This is a genomic window from Sphingomonas sp. Leaf9, from assembly GCF_001421355.1.
Classification (GTDB): domain Bacteria; phylum Pseudomonadota; class Alphaproteobacteria; order Sphingomonadales; family Sphingomonadaceae; genus Sphingomonas.
This window is the reverse complement of sequence record NZ_LMKC01000006.1, coordinates 88,405-115,087: the sequence shown is the minus strand read 5'-3', so window position 1 is coordinate 115,087 and position 26,683 is coordinate 88,405. Positions and strand designations below refer to the sequence as shown.

At 68.6% G+C, this 26,683-nt stretch carries 19 protein-coding genes and 1 pseudogene; 8 read left to right on the top strand and 12 right to left on the bottom strand.

Translation table 11 applies throughout. The features are described 5' to 3' along the window. Positions 1 to 2: 2 nt before the first annotated feature. From ASE58_RS16550 to ASE58_RS16535, 4 genes are read right to left on the bottom strand one after another with little or no spacing between them, the layout of a single operon-like run. Positions 3 to 986: an aldo/keto reductase gene (locus ASE58_RS16550; protein ID WP_055823816.1), complete on the bottom strand. Its 984-nt coding sequence runs from the start codon at positions 984 to 986 to the stop codon at positions 3 to 5. A gap of 46 nt (positions 987 to 1,032) precedes the next feature. Beyond that, a complete protein-coding gene (locus ASE58_RS16545) occupies positions 1,033 to 1,887 on the bottom strand; it encodes an alpha/beta fold hydrolase (protein WP_200909391.1) in 855 nt (284 codons plus the stop codon). Beyond that, positions 1,877 to 2,878, bottom strand: coding sequence for an NADP-dependent oxidoreductase (locus tag ASE58_RS16540; RefSeq protein ID WP_055823810.1), 1,002 nt, complete (start codon positions 2,876 to 2,878; stop codon positions 1,877 to 1,879). Before ASE58_RS16540 ends, ASE58_RS16545 begins: the two co-directional genes overlap by 11 nt. Beyond that, positions 2,875 to 3,663 (bottom strand): SDR family NAD(P)-dependent oxidoreductase, encoded by a 789-nt coding sequence (locus tag ASE58_RS16535; protein WP_055823807.1) that lies wholly within the window; start codon positions 3,661 to 3,663, stop codon positions 2,875 to 2,877. The genes ASE58_RS16540 and ASE58_RS16535 overlap by 4 nt, the downstream gene beginning before the upstream one ends. A 98-nt stretch (positions 3,664 to 3,761) precedes the next feature. Here ASE58_RS16535 and ASE58_RS16530 point away from each other — a divergent pair, with 98 nt between their 5' ends. From ASE58_RS16530 to ASE58_RS16500, 7 genes are all read left to right on the top strand, one after another. Beyond that, positions 3,762 to 4,322: a TetR/AcrR family transcriptional regulator gene (locus tag ASE58_RS16530; RefSeq protein WP_055823804.1), complete on the top strand. Its 561-nt coding sequence runs from the start codon at positions 3,762 to 3,764 to the stop codon at positions 4,320 to 4,322. Continuing rightward, positions 4,319 to 4,765, top strand: coding sequence for a PaaI family thioesterase (locus ASE58_RS16525; RefSeq protein WP_055763853.1), 447 nt, complete (start codon positions 4,319 to 4,321; stop codon positions 4,763 to 4,765). The genes ASE58_RS16530 and ASE58_RS16525 overlap by 4 nt, the downstream gene beginning before the upstream one ends. Positions 4,766 to 4,847: 82 nt before the next feature. Continuing rightward, entirely contained in the window at positions 4,848 to 5,117 is a 270-nt protein-coding gene (locus ASE58_RS16520) for a hypothetical protein (protein ID WP_055763855.1), read from the top strand. Further along, positions 5,114 to 5,551 carry a periplasmic heavy metal sensor gene (locus ASE58_RS16515; RefSeq protein WP_055763857.1) on the top strand — a complete coding sequence of 146 codons (438 nt, stop codon included), beginning with the start codon at positions 5,114 to 5,116 and terminating at the stop codon, positions 5,549 to 5,551. Before ASE58_RS16520 ends, ASE58_RS16515 begins: the two co-directional genes overlap by 4 nt. Continuing rightward, entirely contained in the window at positions 5,548 to 6,141 is a 594-nt protein-coding gene (locus tag ASE58_RS16510) for an RNA polymerase sigma factor (RefSeq protein WP_055823801.1), read from the top strand. The genes ASE58_RS16515 and ASE58_RS16510 overlap by 4 nt, the downstream gene beginning before the upstream one ends. Before the next feature lie 30 nt (positions 6,142 to 6,171). Then, a complete protein-coding gene (locus ASE58_RS16505; protein WP_082468183.1) occupies positions 6,172 to 7,920 on the top strand; it encodes a copper resistance system multicopper oxidase in 1,749 nt (582 codons plus the stop codon). After that, positions 7,917 to 9,029, top strand: coding sequence for a copper resistance protein B (locus tag ASE58_RS16500; RefSeq protein WP_055823796.1), 1,113 nt, complete (start codon positions 7,917 to 7,919; stop codon positions 9,027 to 9,029). Before ASE58_RS16505 ends, ASE58_RS16500 begins: the two co-directional genes overlap by 4 nt. A 16-nt stretch (positions 9,030 to 9,045) precedes the next feature. Here ASE58_RS16500 and ASE58_RS16495 read toward each other — a convergent pair whose 3' ends face one another. Genes ASE58_RS16495 through ASE58_RS16485 form a run of 3 tightly spaced genes read right to left on the bottom strand, consistent with a single transcriptional unit; the run spans position 9,046 to position 14,185 of the window. Beyond that, positions 9,046 to 10,794 carry a DUF885 domain-containing protein gene (locus ASE58_RS16495; RefSeq protein WP_055823793.1) on the bottom strand — a complete coding sequence of 583 codons (1,749 nt, stop codon included), beginning with the start codon at positions 10,792 to 10,794 and terminating at the stop codon, positions 9,046 to 9,048. Further along, positions 10,791 to 11,795 carry an Ldh family oxidoreductase gene (locus ASE58_RS16490; RefSeq protein ID WP_082468213.1) on the bottom strand — a complete coding sequence of 335 codons (1,005 nt, stop codon included), beginning with the start codon at positions 11,793 to 11,795 and terminating at the stop codon, positions 10,791 to 10,793. The genes ASE58_RS16495 and ASE58_RS16490 overlap by 4 nt, the downstream gene beginning before the upstream one ends. 17 nt (positions 11,796 to 11,812) lie before the next feature. Next, positions 11,813 to 14,185, bottom strand: coding sequence for a glycoside hydrolase family 127 protein (locus tag ASE58_RS16485; RefSeq protein WP_156347800.1), 2,373 nt, complete (start codon positions 14,183 to 14,185; stop codon positions 11,813 to 11,815). A gap of 74 nt (positions 14,186 to 14,259) precedes the next feature. On the opposite strand from ASE58_RS16485, the gene ASE58_RS16480 reads away from it, so the two are divergent. Next, on the top strand, positions 14,260 to 16,941 hold the full coding sequence (locus tag ASE58_RS16480) for a DUF5695 domain-containing protein (protein WP_055823787.1): 2,682 nt from the start codon (positions 14,260 to 14,262) through the stop codon (positions 16,939 to 16,941). Between the two features lie 176 nt (positions 16,942 to 17,117). On the opposite strand, the gene ASE58_RS16475 is transcribed toward ASE58_RS16480, so the two are convergent. From ASE58_RS16475 to ASE58_RS16460, 5 genes and pseudogenes are all read right to left on the bottom strand, one after another. Then, positions 17,118 to 19,385 carry a S9 family peptidase gene (locus ASE58_RS16475; RefSeq protein WP_055823785.1) on the bottom strand — a complete coding sequence of 756 codons (2,268 nt, stop codon included), beginning with the start codon at positions 19,383 to 19,385 and terminating at the stop codon, positions 17,118 to 17,120. Next, entirely contained in the window at positions 19,382 to 21,793 is a 2,412-nt protein-coding gene (locus ASE58_RS16470; protein WP_443024680.1) for a glycoside hydrolase family 2 TIM barrel-domain containing protein, read from the bottom strand. The genes ASE58_RS16475 and ASE58_RS16470 overlap by 4 nt, the downstream gene beginning before the upstream one ends. Then, positions 21,785 to 22,354 (bottom strand): annotated as a pseudogene (locus tag ASE58_RS18600) (sugar-binding domain-containing protein); the annotation flags it as partial. The pseudogene ASE58_RS18600 and the gene ASE58_RS16470, both read right to left, overlap by 9 nt. Before the next feature lie 188 nt (positions 22,355 to 22,542). Next, entirely contained in the window at positions 22,543 to 25,491 is a 2,949-nt protein-coding gene (locus tag ASE58_RS16465; RefSeq protein ID WP_156347799.1) for a TonB-dependent receptor domain-containing protein, read from the bottom strand. Positions 25,492 to 25,813: 322 nt separating this feature from the next. Then, positions 25,814 to 26,479 carry a GntR family transcriptional regulator gene (locus tag ASE58_RS16460; protein ID WP_055763879.1) on the bottom strand — a complete coding sequence of 222 codons (666 nt, stop codon included), beginning with the start codon at positions 26,477 to 26,479 and terminating at the stop codon, positions 25,814 to 25,816. Positions 26,480 to 26,683: the final 204 nt, after the last annotated feature.

Here is a 26,683-nt window from a genome sequence, read left to right as displayed (position 1 = left end):
TCTCAGGCGACAGGTCGGGGCGCATGGCCTGTCCCACGCAGCGCCGCGCCGCCGCTGGCGTGGTCGAGCCGTTCGAGCTGATCGGCCGACAGGCGCAGGTCGAGCGCGCCGAGATTGCTGCGCGCCTGTTCGATGGTGCGCGGGCCGACGATCGGCACGCTGCCGTGCGTCATCGCCCAGGCAAGCGCCACGCGGTCGGGGCTGGTGTCCAGTTCGGCGGCGATGGCGAGGACCGCATCGATCGTCGCGGTGCGGCGGTCACTGTTTTCGGGCTGGAACACGCGTCCGCCAAATCCCTCGGCGCGGCCCGTCTCGCCGTTGCGATACTTGCCGGTCAACACACCACCGCCGAGCGGCGACCAGGTGGTCGCGGCGATCCCCAGCGCGCGGGTGGCGGGGAACAGGTCCGCCTCCGCCTCGCGGTGGACAAGGCTGTGTTCGAACTGCGCCGCCGCGATCGGCACCGCGCGCGTGAACTCGGCAATCGTCGCGGCCCGGACAAGACGCCATGCCGGAAAGTTGGACAGCCCGGCGTACAGGATCTTGCCGGCGCGGGCGAGGTCGTCCAGCCCGCGCACGATCTCGTCGACCGGGGTCACGTCGTCGGGCCAGTGGACCCACAACAGGTCGATCCGGTCGGTGCGCAGCCGCTGCAGGCTTGCCTCGACCGCCGTCGTCATCGTGCGGCGGCTGTTTCCCTTGGCCAGTGGCCCCGGCTGCGGCACCGCGCCGTTGGTGAACTTGGTCGCCAGCACGAAATCGTCGCGCCGCCCGGCCAGCGCCTCTCCCAGTATCTCTTCCGACTCGCCGAATTGATAGGCGTCGGCCCCGTCGATGAAATTGCCGCCGGCATCGGCATAGGCGTCGAGGATTGCGCGTGCGGTATCCGGTTCGGCACCATCGCCCCAGCGGGTGCCGAAATTGCCGGTGCCCAGCGCAAGCTGCGACAGCTGCAGGCCGGTGCGGCCGAACGTGCGATAGTCCATGGGTGGTCTCCTCTGGTGGGCAGGCAATTCCCCGCCATGGGCTGGTTCAGCCGAGAAAGGCTTTCGCCTCGCCGACAAAGGCGTCGTGATACTGGAAGATGCCGCCGTGACCGGCATCGGGGTAGAGGACGAGCCGCGCCCCCGGAATATGGTCGGCCAGCGTCGCCGAATTGGCCGTCGGCACCATGATGTCGTGATCGCCGTTGACGACCAGTACCGGCAGCCGGAGCGTTTCGAGCGGTTGCGGCGGTTGCCGCCCCCATGCCACGATCGCCCGCAACTGGCGCAGGAACGCGCGTGGCCCGACCGGCTTGTCGCGGTCGGTCGTGCGCTCCTGCAACCGGGCAAGGAACGCCTTGGCCGCGGTCTGTCCCGCGTTGCTGGCGGTGAAGAACAGGTCGTGCTTCGGGTCGCGCAGCCGGGCCATGTTCTTCAGGATCAGCGGCCACGATACCGCGCCGACGCGCTCGATCCCGCGGCCTCCCGCCGGGCCGGTCCCGGCGAGGATCATCCGCCGGACGAGGCGCGGGGCATCCAGCGCGATCTGCTGCGCGACGAAACCGCCCAGCGAGAAGCCGATCAGGTCAACGGACGGCAGGCGCAGCGCGGCGATGACCGCCACCATGTCATAGGCCATCTCGGCGATCGTCAGCGGCGCGCGACCACCCGAGCGCCCGATCCCGCGATAATCGAGCACATAGAGCGGCCGATCAGCGGCAAGCGCGGAGACGATCGCCGGATCGAAATTGTCGAGATTGGCGCCCCAGTGGTTCAGCAGCACGACCGGCACGCCGCTCCCGCCGCCCAGCTGCCGGTATGCGAACTGCGTGCCGGCAGCGGTGATGGTGCGGGTCGGCGTGGTCCGCCAGTCCTGCGCGATGGGGGGCACGTCAGGCGACATCGACCACCACCTTGCCCTTTGCCCGGCCGCTGTCGACATGATCGAGCGCCGCGTTCAGCTGGGTAAAGGGGAAGGTCCGGTCGATCACCGGGCGGATCGCGCCCTGTTCGACCAGCGCGTCGAATTTGGTCAGCTGGTCGCCGTCGGCGCGCATGAACAGGAAGGAATAGGTGGCGCCCACCCGCTTTGCCTTGCGGCGGATGCCGGCGCTCAGCAGGCGCATGACCAGACCCATCACCGGGTTCAGCCCCTGCTGGCGCGCAAAGGCGGCATCGGGCGGTCCCGCGAGCGAGATCAGCCGGCCGCCGGGCTTCAGCACCTTCAGCGATTTCTCCAGCGTCTTGGCATCGAGGCTGGCGAGGACGACATCATAGCCCGAGAGCTGTTCGCTGAAATCCTGCGTCCGGTAATCGATCACGATATCCGCGCCGAGGCCGCGGACCAGATCGGCATTGGCCGCGCTGGTCGTGGTGGCGACGGTCGCGCCGAGATGCTTGGCCAGCTGGATCGCGATCGTGCCCACCCCGCCCGAACCGGCATGGATCAGCACCTTCTGGCCGGCGCGCACGTTCGCGATCTCGACCAGCGCCTGCCACGCCGTCAGCGCGACCAGCGGCAGCGCGGCGGCCTGTGCCATCGACAGGTTCGCCGGCACCTTCGCCACGTCGACCGCATCGACCGCGATCCGCGTTGCGAACGTGCCGATCCGCCCGTCGCGCGGACGGCCGTGGACCGCATCGCCTACCTTGAAGCCGCGCACGCCGGTGCCCACCGCCACGACCTTGCCCGCGAAATCATGGCCGAGGACGAACGGCGGCTTGTAGCGCAGGAACGGCTTGAACGCGCCGTCGCGGATCTTGTTGTCGAGCGGGTTCAGCCCCGTCGCTTGAATCGCGACCAGCACGTCGCGGTCGCCGATCGCGGGATCGGGCAGGTCGGTCAGGCGCAGCGCCTGCCCCTTGCCATAGCGGTCGAGGACCCAGGCCTTCATGCTACCGTCTCCGTATAGCGCGGCGCGGGCGCTGTTTCGCCGAAGCCGGGGATCATCGCGGCGCGATCCGCCTGATACGCGTCCCACAGCGCACCGTCGTGCAGCGGCGGAATGGTAACGCCCTCGCGCCGGTCGAACCCGACCAGCGCGGCATCGACCAGCGCATCGACCGCCATCAACGGCGGGATCTGCGACGCGTCGGCGCCGGCACGGCTCCAGATATCGGTCGCGGTCGCGGCGGGCACCACCGCCTGCACATACACGCCCTTCGGCCCCAGTTCGTACGCAAGGCCCTGCGACAGGAACAGCACGAACGCCTTGGTCGCGCCATAGACGGTCTGCCCGAATTCCGGCACGAAGCCGACCACCGAACCAAGGTTCACGATCGCCCCCTCGCCCGCCGCGACGAAGCGCGGGGCGACGGCATGGGCGAGCCGCATCACCGCCGTCGCGTTGACCGCGACGAGCCTCGCCAGATCGGCCGACGGCTGCGTATCGAAGCTGCCGGCAATCGACAGGCCGGCATTGTTGATAAGCACGCCGATGGTTGCGTCGTCCCGCAACCGGGTTTCGACCGCTGCGATATTGGCTTCCGTGGCAAGATCGGCACGCACGACCTCTACCGACTCCCCGGTTTGGTCACGCAGGCGCTCCGCCAGCGCATCGAGCCGCGCCTGATCGCGCGCGACGAGGACCAGATCGTGCCCTCGCTTCGCGAAACGGTCGGCATAGACCGCACCGATGCCGGAGGACGCGCCGGTAATGAGGACCTTGGGCTTGGACATGGTGATCGGCTTTCGTGACAGGATTTAGATGACAAGCGTCATGAATTGTGATATATGATGGCCATCATTTAAGAGTCAATCGGCGTCGAGAGGTTTTCATGCGAGTTTCCCGCGAACAGATGGCCGCGAACCGCGCGCGCATCCTTTACGAGGCCGGACGCCTCTTTCGCGAACGCGGTTTCGATGCGGTCACCGTGGCCGATGTGATGAGCGCCGCCGGCCTGACCCATGGCGGCTTCTATGGCCATTTCGCATCGAAGGACGCGCTGATCGCGGCGAGCGTCGCGCACAGCATGGCATCGCAGGATGCCGGTGAGCCGACCGACTTCGCCCGGTTTCTCGACGCCTATCTGGTGCCGCAGCACCGCGATGCGGCGGCGCAGGGCTGTCCGACCGCCGCGCTCGCCGGGCTGCTGCGGACGCAACAGCCCGCGGCGCGCACGGCGATGGCGGCGGGCCTGTCGGCACAGATCGACCGGCTGACTGCGTTGATGCCGGGTGACAGCGATGCCGAGCGCCGCCGCGCCGCGATCGGCAACTGGTCGGCGATGGTCGGCGCGCTGATCTTGGCGCGCGCGGTCGGCGACGACCCGCTGTCCGACCGGATTCTGACCGACACGCGGGCATGGCTCGGCGCAGTGGAGGGACAGGCGGCATGAACATCACCGAGGAACTGGCGGCGCTCGACGGCCATGATCAGCTGGCCGCGCTGATGGCGGCGAACCGGCATCCGCCGATCGGCGAGACGCTGGAATTCTATCTGGTCGAACTGGAACGCGGCCGGGTGGTGTTCGAAGGGATGCCGACGCGGCGCGTCTTCAACCCGATCGGGTCGGTGCATGGCGGCTATGCCGCGACCCTGCTCGACAGTGCATGCGGCTGTGCGGTGCATTCCAGCCTTGCCGCGGGGCAGGGCTATACGACGCTCGAACTCAAGGTCGCGTACCACCGGGCGCTGAGCGAGACGAGCGGGCCGGTGCGGGCGGAGGGCAAGCTGGTCTCGCTCGGCCGCCGCGTCGGCTTTTCGGAGGCCAGGCTGACCGATGCGAAGGGCCGGCTGTGCGCATCGGCGACCTCGACGCTGCTGGTATTCCCGCTCTAGCCGCGACCGTCCGTCCGGCATCGCGTGAGGGGCACTGGGCGCGGGTGCGTATCGGGTGATAGGGCTTTGCGGAGTGGACAGGATGGACGATCTCGACCGGATGCTGGCAAGGCTGGCCGACGCCCCTGCCCCCGATGCGCTGGACGCGATCGATGCGGCGGTGTTCGCACGGGTGGCCGCGCGGGCAGAAGCGCGGCGCGGGGTGATCGGCATCGGTGCGGTCGCCGCCGCCGCGCTGACGCTGGGCATGGTCGGCGGGGAATTGCCCGCCGGCGCGCAGCAGTCCGCGTCGCTGGCGCCGCTGGCGGGCGGATCGCCGCTTGCCCCCTCGACGTTGCTGGTCGGCGAATGAGGAAGCCGCACCTCGCGCTCGGCATCGTGCTGGCGTTCGTCGCGGCGGTCGGCGGGGTGTTCGTCGGGCGCGCACTCTTTCCGGTGCAGGACGCGGGGGGCACGGCGCTGCACGACGTGCTGCACCACCAATTGTCGCTCGACGCCGCGCAGGAACAGCGGATCGCGGCGCTGGAGACGCAGTTCGCCGCCCGCCGCCGCGCGCTGGAACTGGAGCTGCGCGCCGCCAATGCCCGGCTTGCCGAGGCGATCGCCGCCGAACATGCCGCCGGCCCGCGTGTCGCCGCCGCCGTCGACCAGAGCCACGCCGCGATGGGCGCGCTGCAAAAGGCGACGCTGGCGCATCTGTTCGCCATGCGCCGGCTGCTGCGCCCCGACCAGGCGGCACGGTTCGACGCGGCGGTGGTGAAGGCGCTGACCGACGGTCGGGGGTGAGCGTCGACTGGTCCACCCTGTCCGATGGCGATCTGGCGGCGTTGAGCATCGCCGGGCGGCAACCGGCCTTTGCCGAAATCCTGCGCCGCCACCGCGCGGCGGTGTTCCGCATCGCGCGGGCGTGGACCGGCGATGCCGACGAGGCGCTGGACATCGTGCAGGAGACGTTCGTCGCCGCGCACCGGGCGCTGGCGCGCTATGACGGCGCCCGCGCGATGCCGGCATGGCTGTCGACGATCGCGCTCAACAAATGCCGCGACTGGGCCCGGCGGCGGGCGGTGCGGCGATTCCTGTCGTTCGGCCTCGACCATGACGGACAGGCCGAGGCGATCCCCGACCCCGCCGCCGCGATCGACGACCGCGCCGCCGACCGGCAGGAACTGGACCGGGTGACGCGGATGATCGCGACGCTGCCCGACAACCTGAAGACGCCGCTGATCCTGCACGGCATCGAAGGGCTGCCGCAGGCCGAGGTCGCGGCGCTGCTGGGCATTTCGGTGAAGGCGGTCGAGACCCGCATTCACCGCGCCCGCGCGGCGCTGGCCGAAAAACTGCGCACGCCCCAAGGGGACGGGGACGCCCGCGCGTAGGGCACAGTGTCCCCGTTCGATGGAGTGTCCATGTCGCCTGTTCTCGATCGCCGCCAAATGCTGCGCGGTGCTACGCTCGGCGGGGGTGCGCTGGCGCTGGGCAGTGCGTGGCCGCTCTGGGCGCAGGACGGTTCGGCGGGGATCGCCGCACCGCTGCCGACCGTATCGGGCGATGCCATCACGCTGACGATCGGCCATGTCATGCGGCAGGTCGACGGGCGGATGGCGCATGCGATCGGGATCAACGGCAGCTCCCCCGCCCCGCTGATCCGCCTGCGCGAAGGGCAGCGGGCGCGGATCACCGTCGTCAACACGCTGGAGGAGGCGACCTCGCTCCACTGGCACGGGCTGTTGCTGCCGTTCCAGATGGACGGGGTGCCAGGCGTGTCGTTTCCGGGCATTCCGGCCCGGTCCAGCTTCACCTACGACTTCCCGGTGATCCAGAGCGGGTCCTATTGGTATCACAGCCATTCGGGGTTGCAGGAGCAGGAGGGGCTGTACGGCCCGATCGTGATCGATCCGAAGGGGGCCGATCCGGTAGGTTTCGACCGCGAGCACGTGATCGTGCTGTCCGACCACAGTTTCCGCCATCCGCACATGATCTTCGACCAGTTGAAGAAGGAGCCGGGCTATTTCAATCGCCAGCGCCAGACGCTGGCCGGGCTGCTCGCCGGGCGTGACCAGTCGGCCAGGGACCGCGCGATGTGGGGCGCGATGCGGATGGACCCGGCCGATGTGGCGGACGTCACCGGATCGACCTATACCTATCTGGTCAACGGCCATGGGCCGCAGGACAACTGGACCGGGCTGTTCACGCCGGGCGAGCGGGTGCGGCTGCGCTTCATCAACGCGTCGGCGATGACGACCTTCAACGTGCGGATACCGGGGCTGGCGATGACGATCGTCGCCGCCGACGGGCTGAACGTGCAGCCGGTCGCGATCGACGAGTTCCAGTTCGGCCCGGCCGAGACCTATGACGCGATCGTCGTGCCGGGCGACCTGCGCGCCTATACCGTGGTGGGGGAGAGCATCGACCGGTCGGGCATGGCGCGCGCGACGCTGGCCCCGCGCGTCGGCATGGCCGCCGCCGTGCCGCCGCTTCGCCCCCGCCCGCTGGCGACGATGAAGGACATGGGCATGGACCATGGCGGCGGCGACATGGCGGGGATGGACCACGCCGCGATGGGGCATGCCCCCGCCCCGGCGGCCGAGCATGCGATGGGTGCGATGAACATGCGCGACTTTTCGAATGCGCCGGAGGTGCGCAAGGGGCCGGGCGTGCAGACCATTTCCCCCATGCCGGTCGACCGCACGGGGGACCCGGGACAGGGCCTGGCCGATGCCGGCCACCGCGTGCTGACCTATCGCGACCTCGTGGCACTGGAGCGCAACCCCGACACCCGTGCGCCCGACCGCGAGGTTCGGCTGCACCTGACCGGGAATATGGAGCGCTATATGTGGGGCTTCGATGGCGAGAAGCTGTCGGAGAACCCCGATCCGATCGCGCTGCTGCATGGCGAACGGGTGCGCGTCACGCTCATCAACGATACGATGATGGGCCATCCGATCCATCTGCACGGCCATTTCTTCGACCTGGTGACCGGCAAGGGCGACCATGCCCCGCGCAAGCATACCGTGCTGGTCCAGCCCGGCGGCACGGTCAGCTGGGACGTGACCGGCGAGGAAGGCGACTGGGCGTTCCACTGCCACATGCTCTATCACATGCATGCGGGGATGATGCGCGTCGTGCAGGTCCGCCGGGCGGAGGCGGCGGCATGATCCGGCTGCTGGTCGGGGTCGCGCTGCTGTCGCCGCTGCCGGCGGTTGCGCAGACGATGGACCATTCCATGCACATGCCCGGCATGACGATGCCCGCCCGCCCGGCGGCGAAACCGGCGCGCAAGCCCGCCGCGAAGCCCCGGCCCGCCGCGCCGGTGAAGCGCGCGACGAAGCGGTCGCCCAAGCCGGCGACAACGCCCGTTCCGCATGCGGGTCACGATATGTCGGCGATTCCGGGGATGGCGATGCCCGAGGCGGCACCGGACCCGCATGCGGGTCATGACATGTCCGGCATGACAATGCCGGACCCGCATGCCGGGCACGCCATGGTGGGGATGGGCGATCCGGTCGGCACCGACCTGCCGCCCGGCGACAAGCCCGCCCCCGCCCCGGCGCGCGATCACCTGGCCGACCGGTTCTGGGGCGCGCAGGCGATGGCCACCGCCCGCGCGAACCACCTGACGCGCGAACATGGCGGCATGACCTTTCACCAGCTGCTGCTCGATATCGCCGAGGTGCATTTGCGCGAGGGGCGCGACGGCTATCGCTGGGAGGGGCAGGGCTGGGTCGGCGGCGATATCCACCGGCTGTGGCTGAAGTCGGAGGGCGAAGGCGATGTCGGCCGCGCGGTGGGTACGGCGGAGGTGCAGGCGCTCTATGCCCGCGCGCTCGATCCCTATTGGAACCTGCAGGCCGGCATCCGCCACGATATCCGCCCCGCCCCGTCGCAAACCTATGCGACGCTGGGGATCGAGGGGCTGGCCCCCGGTTTCTTCGAAGTCGGCGGCGCGCTGTTCCTGTCGACGAAGGGCGACCTGCTCGGCCGGATCGAGGGTTATTACGACCAGCGCATCACCAACTATGTCGTGCTGCAACCCCGGATCGAGGCGAATGTCGCGGCGCAGGACGTGGCCGCGACCGGCACCGGCGCAGGGCTGAGCGATATCGCGGCGGGCCTGCGCCTGCGCTATGAAGGACGTCGCGAAGTCGCGCCCTATATCGGCGTGGCGTGGGAACGCCGCTTCGGCGCGACCGCCCGCTTCGCCCGTGCGCGCGGCGGCGACAGCGGCGGGATCAGCGTCGTCGCGGGGGTGCGCGCCTGGTTCTGACCGGGCGCGCGCCCCGTCACGGCATCGGGTACGGCCCCTTGCCCTTGTCGGCGATGAAGCGGTCGGCGCGCGCGTCGATCATCGGCAGCGGGACCGATCCGAGGCTCAGCATCGCGTCGTGGAATGCGCGATAGTCGAACTTGTCGCCCAGCGCCTTCTGCGCCCGCGCCCGCGCGTCGAGGAACGCCAGCTCGCCCATATAATAGCTCAGCGCCTGTCCCGGCCACGCGATATAGCGGTCGACCTCGGTCGTGATCTCGTGGTTCGACAGCGCGGTATTGTCGCGCAGATACGCCTGCGCCGCTTCGCGGGTCCACCCTTTCGCATGGATGCCGGTGTCGACGACCAGGCGGGCGGCGCGCCACATCTGGTAGCTGAGCATCCCGAAAATTTCATAGGGGGTTGCGTACATCCCCATATCCTCGCCCAGCGCCTCGCAATACAGCGCCCAGCCCTCGCCATAGGCCGAGAGATATTCGTTGCGGCGATACTCGGGCAGGTCGGTCAGCTCCATCGCGAACGGCATCTGGAACGCATGGCCGGGCGCGCTTTCGTGCAGCGTGAGCGCAGGCAGCGAATACAGGCCGCGCGACGGCAGGTCATAGGTGTTGACCAGGTAGATGCCCGGCCCGCCGCGCCCGCTGGTATAGAACGGCGCGATATCGGGGGCGACCGATTTGATCGCAAAGCGCATCCGCGGCAGCCGCCCGAAATAGGTCGCGACCTTGCCGTCGAACGTCTTGGATATCCATGCCGCGCGGTCGAGCAGTTCCTGCGGCGTCTTCGCATAGAATTGCGGATCGGTGCGCAGGTGGTTCAGGAACGACGGCAGGTCGCCCTTCCACCCGACCTGCGTCATCACCTGCTGCATCCGGTCGCGAATCCTGGCGACCTCGCGCAGCCCGATCGCGTGGATATCCTCCGGGCTGAGGTCGCGGGTCACGAACTCGCGGACCTTCGACCGGTAATAGGCGTGCCCGTCGGGCAGGTCATAGGCGGCGAGCCCGGTGCGGGCCTGCGGGATATAGGTGTCGCGCAGGAACGCCATCAGCGTGGCATGCGCCGGTACCACCGCCGCCGCGATCACCCGCTTCGCCTCTGCCCGAAGCGCCGCCTGCCGCGCGGGCGGGATGGTCGCGGGCAGCGTCTTGAACGGCGCGTAGAAGGGCGATGCCTCGCCCGCGCCGGCCTTCACCACCTCGGCCACGCCGGCATCGCGCCCCTGCAGCGTGATGCGCGGCGGGGTGAAGCCGCGCTTAAGCCCGGCGCGCATATTGGCGATCTGCTGGTCGTAATAGCGCGGCAGGCTGGCCAGCTGCGATAGATATAGCCGCAAAGCCGCCTCGTCGCGATAGTCGGCGCGCGCCATGTCGGCGACGCTCATCCAGAAGCTGGTATCGGCGTTCAGCGGCTTTTCGTATTCGCGAAACTGCTGGCGCGCGAGCAGGGTCGCAACCTGCGCGCGATAGACGATATAATCGTCGCGCGCCGCCGGGCTGAGCGTCGCCGGATCGATCCGGTCGAGCGCGGCGAGCGTGTCGGTCCAGCGGCGGGTCATCGCCGCCTGCGCGGCCGGCGACACGTCGGGCAGCGTCGCATTGGGGCTGGCCGGCGCATCCTCGCCCGGCCCGGTCAGGGTGCGCCGCCACGCATATTCGCCGTCCGACAGACGCCGGAACGCGGCGTCGCGCGCCGGGATCGTCGCCGTCGCCGGGACCGCGCCCGGCCCCGCCAGCATCAGCGCCATCGCCACCATCATCGTCATGCCACGTCCCCCATCGTCCGGTCGATATCATCAAGCAGCGCCCGTGACACCCACACCCCGTCGCGTTCGCTGACGGGGCGCAGGGCGTGGCGGCGCGCGCCGGACACGCGCGCGCCCTGCCCCTCGATCGCGGCGAACACGCGTTCCGCGCGCGCCATCTGTTCGGCCGCCGCATCCCCCAGGAACCCGGCGGGGTCGAGCGCGATGACAAGCTCGCCGCCCAGCGGAGACCCCTTGCGCCCCGCATCCCACGCGATCGATTCCGCGCTGGTCAGGTCACCGATCAGCGGCCCGGCGAGCAGTTCGACCATCAGCGCCAGCGCCGACCCCTTGTGCCCGCCGAACGTCCGCATCGCGCCGGCCAGCACCGCCGCCGGATCGGTCGTGTCGCTGCCATCGGGGGCGTGGCCCCAGTCGGCGGGGACGGCAGTGCCTGCGCGGCGGTGCAGCTCGATCTCGCCGCGCGCCACCGCGCTGGTCGCGAAATCGAACACGAACGGCACCCCGCCCGCCCGCGGCCAGCCAAAGGCGATCGGGTTCGTGCCGAAGACCGGCTGCGTCCCCCCCGCCGGCGCGACCCAGGCGTGATTGGCGGTCACCGCCAGCGCGACCAGCCCGCGGTCGACCAGCGCCTCCACCTCCGGCCACAGCGCCGCGAAATGGACGACGTTCGTTATCGCCAGCGCGGCGATGCCGTTGGCGCGGGCCGCATCGACCAGCGCGTCGCGCCCGGTGTCGAACGCCAGCTGGGCAAAGCCGCCCCGCCCGTCGACCCGCACCACGCCGCCCGCGCGCCGCTCCAGCACCGGCACCGCATCGGGCACCACCACCCGGCACGCCACCGAATGCGCCGCGACCAGCAGGCGGTACAGCCCGTGCGCGCCGCACCCGTCGCGCTCGCCCGCGACGATCGTCTCCGCCACCGCCGCGACATGCGCCGGGGCCAGCCCGACCCGCGTCAGCGTGGCGCGGGCATAGGCGCGCACCGCGTCCAGCGTCATGTGCACCCGCCCGTCGTTCACGCCGTCACGCCCCGCTTCGCCGCGAACAGCCGGACGCCGAAGACCGGCCCGGCGGTATTCTTGTCATGCGGCACGAAACGGACCTTGAGCTGCGCCTTGCCCTTCGTCAGTGCCTCCGGGATCGGATAGTCGACGTCGAAGAACGCGCCGGGCCGGTCGCCGTCCAGCGTCTGCGTCGCAATCCGCTGGTTGTTGACCAGGATGTCGAAGCTGCGCTTGCGCTCGTCGCCCCAATAGCTCGCCTGCAACACCAGCGGGCCGGGCTTTGCCGCCATCGTGAATTCGAAGAAGCCGCCGGTGCGCGCGTCGCGGCCGTTGCGCCCGCGATAGGCGACCGGATAGGAAATGTCCGACGTCAGCTGGTGATCGCGCTCGGGCTGCATCTCGCCCAGGTGCATCACGTCGACCTGCCGCGCGGCCAGTTCCTTCTGCCGCGTCTGTTCGGCCAGGAACGCGGCTTCCTCGGTCTTCCACTGCGCATCGCTGAAGCGTTTGAAATAGACCGCCGATCGCCGGTCATATTGGCGATAGAAGGGCACGAAGCTCAGGTCGCCGGGCCGCACGATCCCCTTCGTCGCATATTGCGCCGCTTCTGGCGCGACGGCGGCAAAGGCGGCGATCAGGTCGTCGCCGACCATCGACGGGTCGGGCTGGTCCCACGTCCCGTCGGCCCGGCCAAGGTCACCTGCCAGCACCAGCGGCCCGCGCAGGAACGCGATCGTCTGCGCATCGCCCGGCGTCGCCTCGATCCGCAGGTCGAGCGGCAGGCGGATCGTCACCGCATCGCCCGCCTTCCACCGCCGCGTCACGATCGCATAACCGCCCGCCGCCGCGCTATCGACCGGCTTGCCGTTCACCAGCACGTCGTGCTGCTTCGCCCAGCCCGGCACGCGCAGCGCGACCGGAAAGCTGCCCGGCCGGTCGAGCGTGGTAAAGGTCAGCGTCGCCTCGCCCGTGAACGGATAGCCGGTCGCCAGCCCGATCGTCGCGCCGCGCGCCGCCCATGTTGCATCGGCGGGGATGTAGAGATTGACGAGCAGCGTGTCGTCGCCGGACCAGAAGATGCTTTCGCCGTGCTTCGAATGGCTTTCCATGCCGGTCCCGACGCAGCACCAGAATTCCTCGCCATCGCGCGCAGAATATTCGCGCTTCGTCCCCGACATCAGCGGCATCATATAGGTGAAGCCGCCGTTCACCGGCTCCTGATGCGCAAGGATGTGGTTCAGATGGGCGCGTTCGTAATAATCGAACAGCGCGCCGTCCGGCTCCCACGCGAACAAATGCCGGGTCAGCTTGAGCATGTTGTAGGTGTTGCAGGACTCGCACGTCTGTTCGGTGATGTGCTGCGCGATCGTGTCGGGGCCGCTGAAATATTCGCGGTCGGCATTGCCGCCGATGACATAGCTGTGATGGCGCACGACCTGTTCCCAGAAAAAGCGCGCGGCAGTCGCCTGTTCGGGCTTGCCGGTGATCTCGTGCAGCCGGGCGAGGCCGATCAGCTTGGGCACCTGCGTATTGGCGTGGAAGTTCGCCAGCTGGTCGCGCTTCTGCGTCAGCGGGTCGAGGTTGCGCTTGTCGTAGATTCGCTCGGCCAGGCGCAGCCAGCGCGCATCGCCGGTGCGCGCGTGCAGTTCAGCGAAGCTTTCGTTCAGCCCGCCATATTCGCAGGCCAGCATCACCTGCACCTGATCGTCGGAGAGGGCGGCGAAGACGCGTTCGATATAGCCGCCCAGCGCGGTCGCGATCGCCATCGCGCGGTCGTTCGGGCCGATATGGTCGATGACGTCGAACAGCCCGGTATAGAGCTTGTGCCAGTTGTAATAGGGCACCCAGCAGCCATTGAGGTCGAACCCGGCCGAGCGGATGTCGCCGGCCATGATCTCGGGGAAAATCTCCTTCCCGTTGGCGATGGTGCCGTCCTTGCGCTTGCGCGAGAAGCCCGCGACATAGCCGTCGCCATGCGCCGCCTGGCACCGCGCCAGTTCGTCGATGATGTACGCCGCGCGGGTCGCGCACTCCGCGCAACCGGTCTGCGCATGCATCAGCGCCAGCGCGGAAAGGTAGTGGCCGAGGGTATGGCCCGCGATCGTGTCGCTTTCCCATCCGCCATAGACCGGTGCCTTGGTCGGCAACCCGGCAAAGGCATGGAAATTGTGGAGCAGCCGGTCGGGCGACAGCCGCATCAGATAGGCCTTGTTCACCTCCACCGCGCGGGCATAATCGGACGGGCGCAGCCGCACTGCCGACAGCGGGAACGGCGTGGCCTTCGCCGGCAGCCCCGCCCCACGCTTGGCCGCGGCGGGCAGCGTCAGCATCGGCAGCGTCGCCGACGACAACAGGAACGCACGACGACCAACCAGCATTTCCATCTCCCAAAGATATAGTATACGATACGCGGAACTGGGTCGGAGTCAACCGATCGGACGACAGGGATGATGACGCGATGCGGCGGGTTTTGACAGCGTGCGGCGGGGTGGCGGCGGTGATGGCCGGGGGCGCGATGCTGGGGGCCGCCACGCCCGCGCCCGGCCCTGTGCTCCAGGTCGCCGGCGCGCTGACGGTGACGCTCGACCCGCTGCACCAGACGCTGCTGCATCTGTCACCCCGCAGCGAACCCGGTTTCGATTTCGCGCCGGGCGACCGGGCAGCGGCGCGGCTCGGCGATGGCTATGCCCAGATCGGCGACCTGCATCTGCGGCTGCGCAGCGCCGGCGGCACGTGGCGCGACTTTTCCTCCTACCGCCACCGCGTGCCCGTCCGTGCGCTGCCCGGCGGGGGGAATGTGCTGGCGCGCGCCGACCTGACCGCGACGATGGGCGCCGGGCTGCCGCTGTCGATCGAGCGGGCGTGGCTGCGCGATCGCGGCGCGCCGGTGTTGCGCTTCACCCTGCACAATCGCGGCGCGACCCCGGTGGAGATCGGGGCGCTGGGCATGCCGATGGTGTTCGACAACATCATCACCGACCGCACGCTGGAACAGGCGCATGCGCACGCCAGCTTCGTCGACCCCTATATCGGCAATGATGCCGGCTATCTGCAGGTCACGCGGCTGAGCGGCAAGGGGCCGGCGCTGCTGGTCCTGCCCGACGGGCGCACGCCGCTGGAGCAATATCGCATCCTGCGCGATGCGAAGGCCGCGGCGGCGGGCGATATCTTTACCGACGCGACGAAGCGGCAGCAGACGTTCGAGGGCTTTTACGACTGGATGGTCGCCAGTCGCGCCATGGCCGATGCGGGACAGCCGTGGAACCCGGCGACCGGCTTCACCCTTGCGCCCGGCGAGCGGCGCAGCATCGGCGTCCGCCTCGTCACCGCGCCGTCGATCCGCGCGATCGAGGCTACGTTGCAGGCGGAGCGCCGGCCGCTCGCCATCGGCCTGCCAGGCTATGTCGTCCCGACCGACAGCCCCGCCGACCTGTTCGTGCGAGCGGGCCAAGCCGTGCGCGGCGTCGCGATCACCCCGGCCGATGCGCTGACGCTGACCCCGGTCGCGGCCCCCACGGGATGGCGGCGCTGGCGGGTGACGGGCACCGGGTGGGGCCGTGCGCGCGTCACGATCACCTATGCCGATGGCAGCGTGCAGAGCGTGCATTACTACGTGACGAAGCCGCTGGCGCAGGTGTCGGCCGATCTTGGCCGTTTCGCGACGACGCGGCAGTGGTTCGACGACCCCGCCGACCCGTTCCGCCGCGCGCCGGCGATCCTGACCTATGACCACGACGCGAACCGCATCGTCACGCAGGACAAGCGCGTGTGGATCGCCGGGATGAGCGACGAGGGCGGCGGCGGGTCGTGGGTCGCCGCGATCATGAAGCAACTCGACCACCCAGAGCCGCAGGAAGTCGCGAAGCTGGAGCACATGGTTGACGCAACCGTGCTCGGCAAGTTGCAGACGGCGAGCGGCGGCGTGAAGAAGAGCCTGTTCTATTACGACCCGAAGGCGTTCGCCGGCTATTACGACCGGGGCACCGACTGGTCGACCTGGGCATCGTGGGACCGCAAGCAGGCCGACGACCTTGGCCGCTCGTACAACTACCCCCATGTCGCGGTCGGGCATTGGGTGCTCTATCGCCTGGCGCGGCACCATGCCGGGCTGGTCACGCGCCACGACTGGCGCTTCTACCTTACCCAAGCCGCGCGCACGACCGTCGCGATGATGCGCGACGCCCCGCATTATGCGCAGTTCGGGCAGATGGAGGGGGAGGTGTTCCTCGAAATCCTGACCGACCTGCAGCGTGAGGGGATGACCGCGCAGGCGGCGGAGATCGAGGCGCTGATGCGCGCGCGCGCCGACCATTGGCGCACCCTCGCCTATCCATTCGGCAGCGAGATGGCGTGGGATTCGACCGGGCAGCCGGAGGTGTATGCGTGGATGCAACATTTCGGCCACGCCCGTGAGGCGGCGGTCACGCGCGAGGTGATCCTGGGCTATGACCCGACCGTGCCGCACTGGGGCTATAACGGCAATGCCCGGCGCTATTGGGATTTCCTGTACGGTGGAAAGGTGCCGCGGATCGAACGGCAGCTGCACCATTACGGGTCGGCGCTGAACGCCGTGCCGCTGTTCGATGCGTTCCGCCGCGATCCCGCCGACCTGCACCTGCTGCGCGTCGCCTATGGCGGGTTCATGGGCGGGATCACCAATATCGACCGCGACGGCTTCGCCTCCGCCGCGTTCCATTCCGAACCCGACATGATGCGCTGGGACGCGTATAGCGGCGATTACGGCATGGGCTATTTCGGCCATGCCTATGCCGCCGCGACCTATCTGGTGCGCGATGCGACCTTTGGCTGGCTGGGGTTCGGCGGCACCGTCGGTGAAGCGGGCGCGGGCGTGGAGATCGTGCCGCACGACGGCGCGCGCACCCGGTTGTTCGTCGCCCCCGCCGGGCAGTGGATCACGCTGGCCGCCGGCACGATCGCCCGCGCCCGCTGGCTGCCCGCCGCGCGCCGCATCGAACTGACCCTCGACCCCGCCACCGCCACGACCCCCGCCGCGCACCTGCTGGTCGAGGCCCCGGCGGGCGGCGCGCCCTATACGATCGATCGCGGCACGGCCGAACGCGGCTTCACGACGATCGCGCTGTCGGGCGCACCGACGACGGTGGTACTGCGCGCGCGGTAGCGCCACCGATCCCTGCCCCCCCTGAAAACAAAGGATTTTTCGGGCAAAGTTCACAAAGTTCACACTCGCCACGCTTTCGCATGGCGTTGCGAGTGCTGCGCAATAGCGGCCCGCCAGTCAAAGAGCGCCAAGGACTGTGACAGGTCAGGTCGCTGTAGGACAGGCCCTTCGCGCCCCTACCGCGTGCCCCCCAGCGTCCGCAGGAAGAAGTCGTATTCGCGCCGCTGGCCGTACGCCACCGGCCCGGTCGAGCGGCCGGCGGCGTGTTCGCCGTTGGGGATCACCAGCAGCTCGAAATCCTTGTCCGCGCGGATCAGCGCGTCGACGACCTGCATCGTCGAGGCGGGGTCGACGTTCGAATCCTGTTCGCCGACCACCAGCAGCAATTTGCCCTGCAGCCGGTCGGCATGGACCACGCCCGACGCCGCCAGATAGCTGGGGTTCACCGGCCAGCCCAGCCATTGTTCGTTCCAGTCGATCTTGTCCATGCGGTTGTCGAAGCACCCGGCGAACGCCACCCCCGCCTTGTAGAAATCGGGGTGGAACAACAGCGCGTTCAGCGTGCTCTGCCCGCCCGCCGACCCGCCATAAATGCCGACCCGCGACAGGTCGATCGCACGGTCCCTGGCCGCCAGCGCGCGAATCCATGCGATGCGGTCGGGAAAGCCGCTGTCGGCCAGATTGTGCCACGCGACGTCGTGAAATGCCTTTGACCGGTTGGCGGTGCCCATGCCGTCGATCATCACGACGACGAAGCCCAGATCGGCGATCTGCTGCATTCCCATCGCCTTGTCCCCGCCCGAAAAGGCGCCGAACGGCCAATAGCCCTTGGGCACGAAACTGTCGTGCGGGCCGGCATAGATATTCTCGATCACCGCATAATGTTTCGCCGGGTCATAGTTGCGCGGGCGCACGACCAGCCCGTGGATATCGGTCGTGCCGTCGCGCCCATTCGCCACGAAGCGTTCGGGCGGGCGATAGCCCGCCGCGGTGAGCGCACGGACGTCGCCGCGCTCCAATGTCGCGATCACCGCGCCGCTGTCCGCATCGCGCAGATCGGCCACCTCGGGCACGTCGGTGCGCGAATGGACGTCGACGAAGCGGGTGCCGTCGGGCGAGAACCGCGCCTCGTGCGTCTGGTCGCCATCGGTCAGCCGGGTCAGGTTGCGCCCGTCGAAATCCACCCGGAACCAGTGTTTGTGATACGGGTCCTCGCCCGGCACCATGCCGCTGGCCGAAAACCAGATGCGGCGGCGGTCGTCGTCCACCCGCGCGATATCGCGTACCACCCACTGCCCGCGCGTGATCTGTCGCCTGACCCGCCCGGTCGTTGCGTCGATCATGTAGAGGTGCCGCCAGCCATCGCGCTCCGACGCCCAGATCAGCTCGGCCCCCACGCCCCCCACGTCATGCGCGAAGCGGCGTTCGTTGTGGATAAAGGTCGCCGCATCCTCGGTCACCGCCGCCTGTGCCGCACCGGTCGCGGCGGTGACCGCGATCACCTTTGCATGCTGGAACCCGCGCTGCATGTAATCGAACGCGAAGCTGCCGCCGTCCTTGCGCCACGCAATCGGGCCGAGCTGCCACGGATTGGGGAACAGCGCGTCGTCCACCTCGATCCGCCGGCCGGTCGCCGCATCGAACACGACCGGGCGTTCGTGATCGATCGCGTCGCCGGGCTTGGGGTAGAGCTGCTGCGCCAGCACCGGCTGCACCTGTCCGGCGGGCGACGACACGACGCGCGTCACGATCCGGCGATAGCCCGGCCGGACGCGGTACAACGCGATCCATTTGCCGTCGGGCGACCACGCGATGGTTTCGGGATCGTAGAAATCGCCGGGGCTGCCATCCTGGCTGCGCCACGCCTGCGCACCGCTGCCGGCGGCGCGCACCACCAGATTGTCGTCGATCACCAGCGCCTCGCGCATGCCATCGGGTGCGCGGTGCGGCACGTTCAGCGCAGGCACGGTCAGGTCGCGCACCACGTCGAACCCGCGCGGGCGGCGCTGCGGCTCGGTGACCGGGGCACAGCGTACCGTGCCCAGCGTGCAGCGCCACGGCGCATAGTCGATCGCAAAGCGGATCGCGGCGCGCCCGTCCTCGAACGCAAAGCCGTCGAACGGCAGCCGCAGCGGATCGACCGTGCGCCCCAGCGCCGTGCCCAGCCCCCGCGCCACCGCCGCCGCATCGAACGCCGCCGCCTTCGCCTGCGTCGCGGCGTCGACATCGACGAAGGCGAAGCCGCCCGCCACCGTCTTGCGATAATGGAAATGTCGCCCGTCGGCGTCCCATTCCGCCGGAAAGGCGATGTCGCGGGTCAGCCATTGCCATTGGTCGCGCAGCGCAATCGACCGGGCGATGCGCGGGTCGCCCTGCGCCGCGACCGGCGGGGCCAGCGCGAGCAGCGTCGCCCCGGCCAGCAGCGCGCACAGTGTCCGCTTCATCGCACCGCCCCCAGCGTGATCGTCCAGTCGACCGGGGTCAGCGGCACGCGGTAGCGCAGGTGCGGCCGCCCGTCCGTGCTCCACCCGGTATCACCGCCCACCCCGCCCTGCGCCACATCGACCAGCAGCGTGCCGTCGCCATGCGGGCGAACGTCGCTGCTGTGCACCGCAGCCGGCGGCTTTTCCATCAGGTCGGCATAGGGAAAAGGCAGCGCGTTGACCGCCAGCGGCCGGTCGCCGGCCACGCGCAGCCCGGTGCCGGTCGCGCCCGTAACCTCGATCCAGCGCACGTCCTGCTTGGTCCCCGATTCCTGCGGTCGGGCATAGCCGTGATACTGGTCGGCCAGCAGCCCGGCATAGCGCCCGATCAGCGCCGACGTCTTGCGATCGGCATAGCTTTCCCACGGGCCCCGCCCGTACCAGCGGATGCGGTCGAGCGTGGCGGGCATCGCGAACTGCACGCCGATGCGCGGCGGATCGGGCAGGTCGTCGCGAAGCGGCACGAACCGCAGCGCGGCGCGCGCCACCCCGGCCGCATCCATCGTCCACCGCGTCGTGACCTTGACCGATCCGACGCCCATGTCGTGCGTCACGACGATCGCATCGCCATCGATGGCGATCGCGTCGACACGGCGTTGCTGGCTGAAGACCTGCCACATCTTGTGGCTCTTGGTCATGCCGGTGCCGATGTCGTTGTCGGTCGGCGCGCGCCAGAAATCGGGCGCGCCGCCACTCAGCAGCGTCGTGGCCCCCTGTGCATAGCGCCGCACCAGCCCGGTCGCCTTGTCGACCTCCAGCACCGCATCGCCCGCGTGGAGCGCCAGTGTATCACCGGCATCGACCGGGGTGGCGGCGGCGGTGAACGCCGGCTGTGCGCGCGGTGGCGACAGCGCGAACTGCTCCCACGCCACGACATGGCCGGCGGGGACCAGCGGGATCGCCCCCCTGCCCGCCCGCGCGCGCAGCACCAGCATCCGCTCCGCCGCCGGATCGCGCGGGGCCGGCAGCGCGATCGACAGCGGCGCGCGTGCGCCTGCCGCGACCGCCGGTGTCGTCAGTGTGCCGGTCGCGACCTCGCGCCCATCCTCCAGCAGCGCATAGTCAAGGGTGAAGCGCGACAGGTCGATATGGTCGTGGCGGTTGATGACGCGGTAGCCATCGCCGGCGCGTTCGAACGCGATCGGGGCATAGACCTTGGCCAGTTCGTGATATTCGGGGTCGGGGACACGGTCGGCACCGATCACGCCGTCGCCGACCGGGCTGTCGTCGCCATCCTTCACGAAATCGCGGCCCTGCGCCCAATAGTCGCGGCCTTGCGCGTCCTTGCGCAGGATCGTCTGGTCCACCCAGTCCCAGACGAACCCGCCCTGCAATTTGCGGTGGGCGTGGATGACGTCCCAATAGTCCTGGAAATTGCCCAGGCTGTTGCCCATCGCATGGGCATATTCGCACAGGATCAGCGGCTGCGTATATTCGGGCCGCTGGGCATAATCGACCAGCTTTTCGATATCGTCGTACATCGGCGCAAAGATATCGACATAGGGGTTGGTCGGGTGGCGCCACCCGCTCATGCTGTGCCCCAGAAAGCTGACGAGCCGGGTCGTGTCGCGCGCCTTTACCCAGCGCGCCGCCGCTTCGAAGCTGGAGCCGATGCCGGTTTCGTTGCCCAGCGACCAGAAGATGATGGAGGGATGGTTCTTGTCGCGTTCGACCATGCGCTCCACCCGGTCGAGATGCGCGGCCTTCCATTCGGGCTTGTAGCCGAGCAGCGTGCCTTCGACATCGCCGCTCTGCTGCGCCTGGCTCAGATAGCCGTGGCTCTCGATATTGGCCTCGTCCATCAGGTACAGCCCGACCCGGTCGGCAAGGTCGTAGATGCGCGGATCGTTGGGATAATGCGACAGGCGCAGCGCGTTGACGTTCGCCGCCTTCATCAGTTCGAGGTCGCGCAGCAGCGTCGCGTCGGACACGATGCGAAAGGTGCGCGGGTCGTGTTCGTGGCGGTTGACGCCGCGGATCGTGATCCGGCGGCCGTTCACCCGCACCTCGCCATCGACGACCGCGACGGTGCGGAAACCGATGCGCCGCTGCGTCGCCTCGACCACCCGTCCATGCGCATCGATCAGTTCGAGGAGGAGCGTGTAGAGGTCGGGCGTCTCCGCGCTCCACGGCCGTATCGCGGGCAGGGTGGCGTCGAAGCGCACCGCGCGCGCCGTATCGGGGGTGCCCTCGCGCACCAGCAGCGTGCGGTCGCCGTCCAGCAGCCGTGCGCGCACCCGCATTCCGGCCGCCGCCTTGCCGCCCAGCGCCACGGTCAGGTTCAGCGTCCCGTCGCGATAGCCGTTGGCCAGTCCCGCGCGCACATCGATGTCGCGGACATGGGTGGCGGGCGCGGCGTACAGCGTCACGCTGCGCTCGATCCCGTTGACCCGCCAGAAATCCTGATCCTCCAGATAGCTGCCATCGGCATAGCGATAGAGTTCGATCGCGACCGTATTGGCCCCGGTGCGCATCGCGGACGTGACGTCGAATTCGGCGGGCAGCTTGGAGTCTTCCGAATAGCCGATCCGCTGGCCATTGACCCACAGATAATAGGCCGCGCCCGCCGCACCGATCGTCAGCAGCAGCCGCCGCCCGGCAAAGTGTGCAGGCACCATCACCGTGCGCCGGTACGATCCAACCTCGTTCAGCCGGTGGTCGATGCGGGGCTGGTCCATCGGAAAGGGATAGCCGCTGCCGACGAAGACCGGGGTTCCCTGCCCCTGCGCCTGCAAAATGCCCGGCACCGCGACGGTGCCCCAGCGGCTGACGTCATAGTCGGGCCGTTCGAACCCCACCGGCCGTGCCTCCGGGGTGGGGGAATGGTGGAACCGCCACGGCCCGTCGAGCGAGAGGTGATAGCGCGAGGCGTGCGCGTCGCCACGCTTCGCCAGCGCCACCGTTTCATACCCGTCGAAGGTCGCGTGCATCGGTTCGGCACCGATGCGGATCACCTCGGGCCGTTCCCATTCCGCCGGGGGAGTAGGCGCCGCGGTCTGCGCGGTCGCGACCGCCATCGCCCAGGGGGACACCAGCAGGGCAAGCGCGACGCGACCGATCATATGTACTTCTTTCCGTGCATGTGGCGGCCGGAGCGTGTGCCCCGGCCGCCCGTTCGTCAGAACTCCGCCGACAGCCCGACGAAGAAGGTCCGGCCCGCGACGTCATACACGCCCGGATAGGTGTTGCCGTTGCCGAACGATGCCAGCACGCCCTGCGCGATCGCCGGCGGATCGCGGTCGAGCAGGTTGTTGACGCCGATGCGCAGCGTCACGTCGTCCAGTACGCTGGCACTGGCCGCCAGGTCGAAATAATTGGCAACCGGCAGGCGCGCATTGACCTTGTAGGTCGACCCCTGAAGGAACGGATCGGTCGTGTTGAACGACAGGTCGGTCGCGCCGATGTAGCGCCAGTTGAGCGAGATCGACCCCTTGTCGTCGAGCGAGGTCCAGGTGAAGCGCGCCTGGTGCCGCCATTCGGGGCTGGGCTGGCCGCAGGTGCCGCCATACAGCCCCTTGCAGTCATATTTGCCAAGGCCCGTCAGCGGTTCGGTGGTCAGGTCGCGCAGCCACGTACCCACCATGTTCGCGCCGAACCGGCCGATCGCGGTATCGAACGCATAGCTGGCCGCAACGTCGAGGCCGCTGGTGCCGAGCGAGCCGGTATTCTGCGTGGTCGAGGTGACATAGCCCGCGGTCGCCGCATCGCCGCCGAACAGCACGCCGTTGCGCGGATTGCGGTTGAACAGCGAACAGAAGAACGGATCGCCGGTCGCGATGCACTGGCTGATCGTCAGCGACACCGGGATGACGCCGATATAGTCCTTCACCTTGATGTTGAAATAATCGACCGACAGCATCAGCCGCTTGGCGAAGCGCGGGGTCAGCACGATGCCGGCGGTATAGGTATCGGCCTCTTCGGGGCGCAGCGCCTGGTTGCCGCCGAAGAACCCGGTGCACTGTTCGCTGGGGCATTCGATGATCTTGCCGTACTGCGCGGCGGTGACGCCGGTGCGCTGGCACTGCTGGAAGGTCGCGGCCGGATTGGTGCCCGAACACGGGTCCTGCGTCGTCACGTTGCCGGGGCTTTGCGCACCGAACAGTTCGGAGATGTTGGGCGCACGGATGGCGCGGTTATAGCCGCCGCGCAGCCGCAGGTCGGCCGACGGTGCCCATGCGATCTCACCCTTGTAGGTCGAAATCCCCTTGCCGGTGGTGCTGTACTTCGAGAAGCGATAGCCGCCGGTCAGCGACAATTCGTCGAAGAACGGGCGATCCTCGACGATCGGCACGCGGATTTCAGTGAACCCTTCGGTCACGTTGAACGCGCCGGAGATTTCCTTCGTCCCCTTGGCGATCGCCAGCGCGTCGGCGCGGAATTCCAGGCTCTCGCGGCGATGCTCGACGCCGAATACCGCGCCGATGCCGTTTTCGGCCCAGGGCAGCTTCATGCCGAATTCGCCACCATCGAGGCTGATCGTGCCCGCCAGCACGGTCTCGCGATCCAGCCCCTCGGTGCTGGTCGGCGCATAGACGTAGTTCAGCGCCTCGGCGCTCGGCCCACGGAACTGGAACACGTTCAGCGGCACGCAGCTCGGGTCGCTGCCGTCGATCACCGAACGGCAGGTCGGCACACCGTTGACCAGATCGACCTTCAGCGCGCGGTTGGCGCGGGCCGGGTCGATGTCGTTCTGGTAGGTTTCGTTGAAGATCACGGTCGAGAACAGCGCGTTCGCGTCATAGCGCACGCCGGGCGCGATCTGCCCCTTCACCCCGCCGGTCACGCGGTAATCGGTATGGCGCAGGTCGTCGCGGCGCGGCTGTGCCGGTGCCGCCACCGGGCGATAGCCGATATAGACGTCCTGCGTGACGTTCGTCCCCGCCGCCGCCGCGCCGCACAGCAACGTCGCCTGCTGCGCGCTCATCAGCGGGTTGTTGCAGTTGATCGAATAGGGATAGCCCTGGAACAGCGCCGAGGGAGCGATCTGCGAATTGGTGCGATCGTCCATGAACATGAAGCTGCCATAGATTTCGGCCGCCGGGTTCACCTGATATTTCGCAAAGGCACCGGCGGTGAAGCGGGTGTCGTTACGCTGGAAATAGTTCAGCGGCGCGTAATTGTAGCGGAAGCTGGGGTTGTACTGGACCCAGGTCTTGTTGCCATCGGTAGTGTTGTTGTACCCGCCGGCCGCGATGCCGTCGCGCAGCGGCACGAACCGGCCGAACTGGTTGTTCGACGACCCGCCGCACGTCAGCGCGGTTGCCGCCGACGGATTGCCGCTGAACACCGGGTCGAGCGCGCAGGCCGACACGTCGCGGTTATACTGCAGGATCGGCCGCACGTCGCGATAGCCGAAATAGGCGGTCACATTGCCGCGATCCTCGGCGAAGTTCGCGCCCATCGCGATATTCGCGTCGAACCGCTGTCCGTCGACCGGGCTGCTGAGCGCCGGGGTGAACCCGGCGGCGCGCACGCGGTCGCGGTACCCGGCATTGTCGTTGTGGTGCGCCGAAAACCCGTATTGCACGTCGGTCTTCACGCCGTTCAGATTGTCGCGCAGCACGAAGTTGATGACGCCCGACACCGCGTCCGACCCGTAGACGGCCGATGCGCCGCCGCTCATCACGTCGACCCGCTGGATCATGAACGACGGGATGAAGTTCAGGTCGGTCGCCTGGATCGGCAACAGCCGCTGGCCGTTGACCAGCACGAGGTTGCGGTTGCTGCCAAGGTTGCGCAGATTGACCCTGGCCGTGCCGTCCGACCCGTTCGACACATTCTCGTTCGAATCGGCGGTGATCTGCGGCAGGCGGTTCAGGACGCTTTCGATGTTCGTCGCGCCCTGCAGCTTGATTTCGGCGGCGTCGACGGTCGTGATCGGGCTGTTGCTCTTGGCACCGGGCTGCGCGATGCGCGAACCGGTCACGGTGATGGTATCGTCACCGGGCGCCGATGCGTCCCCCGCGACCTGCCCCCCGGTCGTCGCCTGCGCCAGCGCGGGCAGCGCATTCCCCAAAACCAGCGCGGTCACCGCAGCGGATGCCAGCAATCTCGTCGTACGTCGCATCGTCACCCCCATGATTGTCGGGGAAAGAATGCCATAACCAGACGCTATGCTCAAATATATTATACGATATCCGTGCATAAAAAGTGCAATAGAGGGTCGTGGCGTGTGGCTTCATTGCGCTAAGTCGCGGCAAAAGAGGCGGAATCGGTCGTCGGGGCTGATGGTGGAGAATACATACCCGTCCGTCCTGAGGTGCCACCGAGCTTGTCGAAAGGGCGTATCGAAGGACCGCGAACGGTGCTTCGATATGGGTCTTCGACAAGCTCAGCCCCTACTCAGCACGAACGGATGGGAGGGACGTCAACGTCATGGGGCGGCGACGTTACGCCGCGTCGCCGCCGTCGTTGGCGAATTCGCGGCGCAGGTCGAGCACGGTCTGTTCGATATGCGCGTACATCCGCGCGCTGACCGCCGCCGCGTCGCGCGCCAGCCAGCATTCGAGCAGCCGGGCATGTTCGTCGTTCGCGCGCTGGTCGCGGCCCAGCGGTTCGAGATGGCGGCGGACATAGCGTTCGCCCAGCACGTGCAACCGCTCCAGCATCGTCGTCGTGATCGTCTGGCGCGACGGCCGCAGCAGCGCGAGGTGAAACGCGCGGTTGAACGCGCCCACGCCGTCGCCATGCGCGTTGGTCACCTCGTCGAGCTGCGCCAGCGTGGCGATCGCCAGCGTCCGCTCACCCTCGGTCGCGCGCATCGCCGCGACGCCGGCGACCTCCGGCTCCAGCTTCAGGCGCAGGGCATAGACCTCCTCCGCCTCGTCGATGGTCAGGTCGCGGACGAAATAGCCGCGATTGGCGCGCGACCGCACCAGCCCTTCCTGCTCCAGCCTCGTCAGCGCCTCGCGCAGCGGGATCTTGCTGACGCCCAGTTCGGCGGCCAGCGCATCCTGCCGGATCGCACGGTCGGCATCCAGCTGTCCGGCAAGGATGCGGTCGCGCAGCAGGTCGACCAGCTGTTCGGAAAGGTTGCGGACGACGATAGCGGTCATGCGGAAAGTCCCGGTGCACGGTGGTATACCGTGTCCGAACACCTACTCCCCCTGTCCGCCAGCGCAACCATCGCTTGTTCTTCGTTTGGAAATTGGCGAGAGCGGCCATTTCGTGCGGTGCCGGCACACTTCCAAACAACCCAGCGCATGATGACCGGATGCCTACCCGTTCGTCCTGAGTAGCCACTGAGCGAAGTCGAAGGG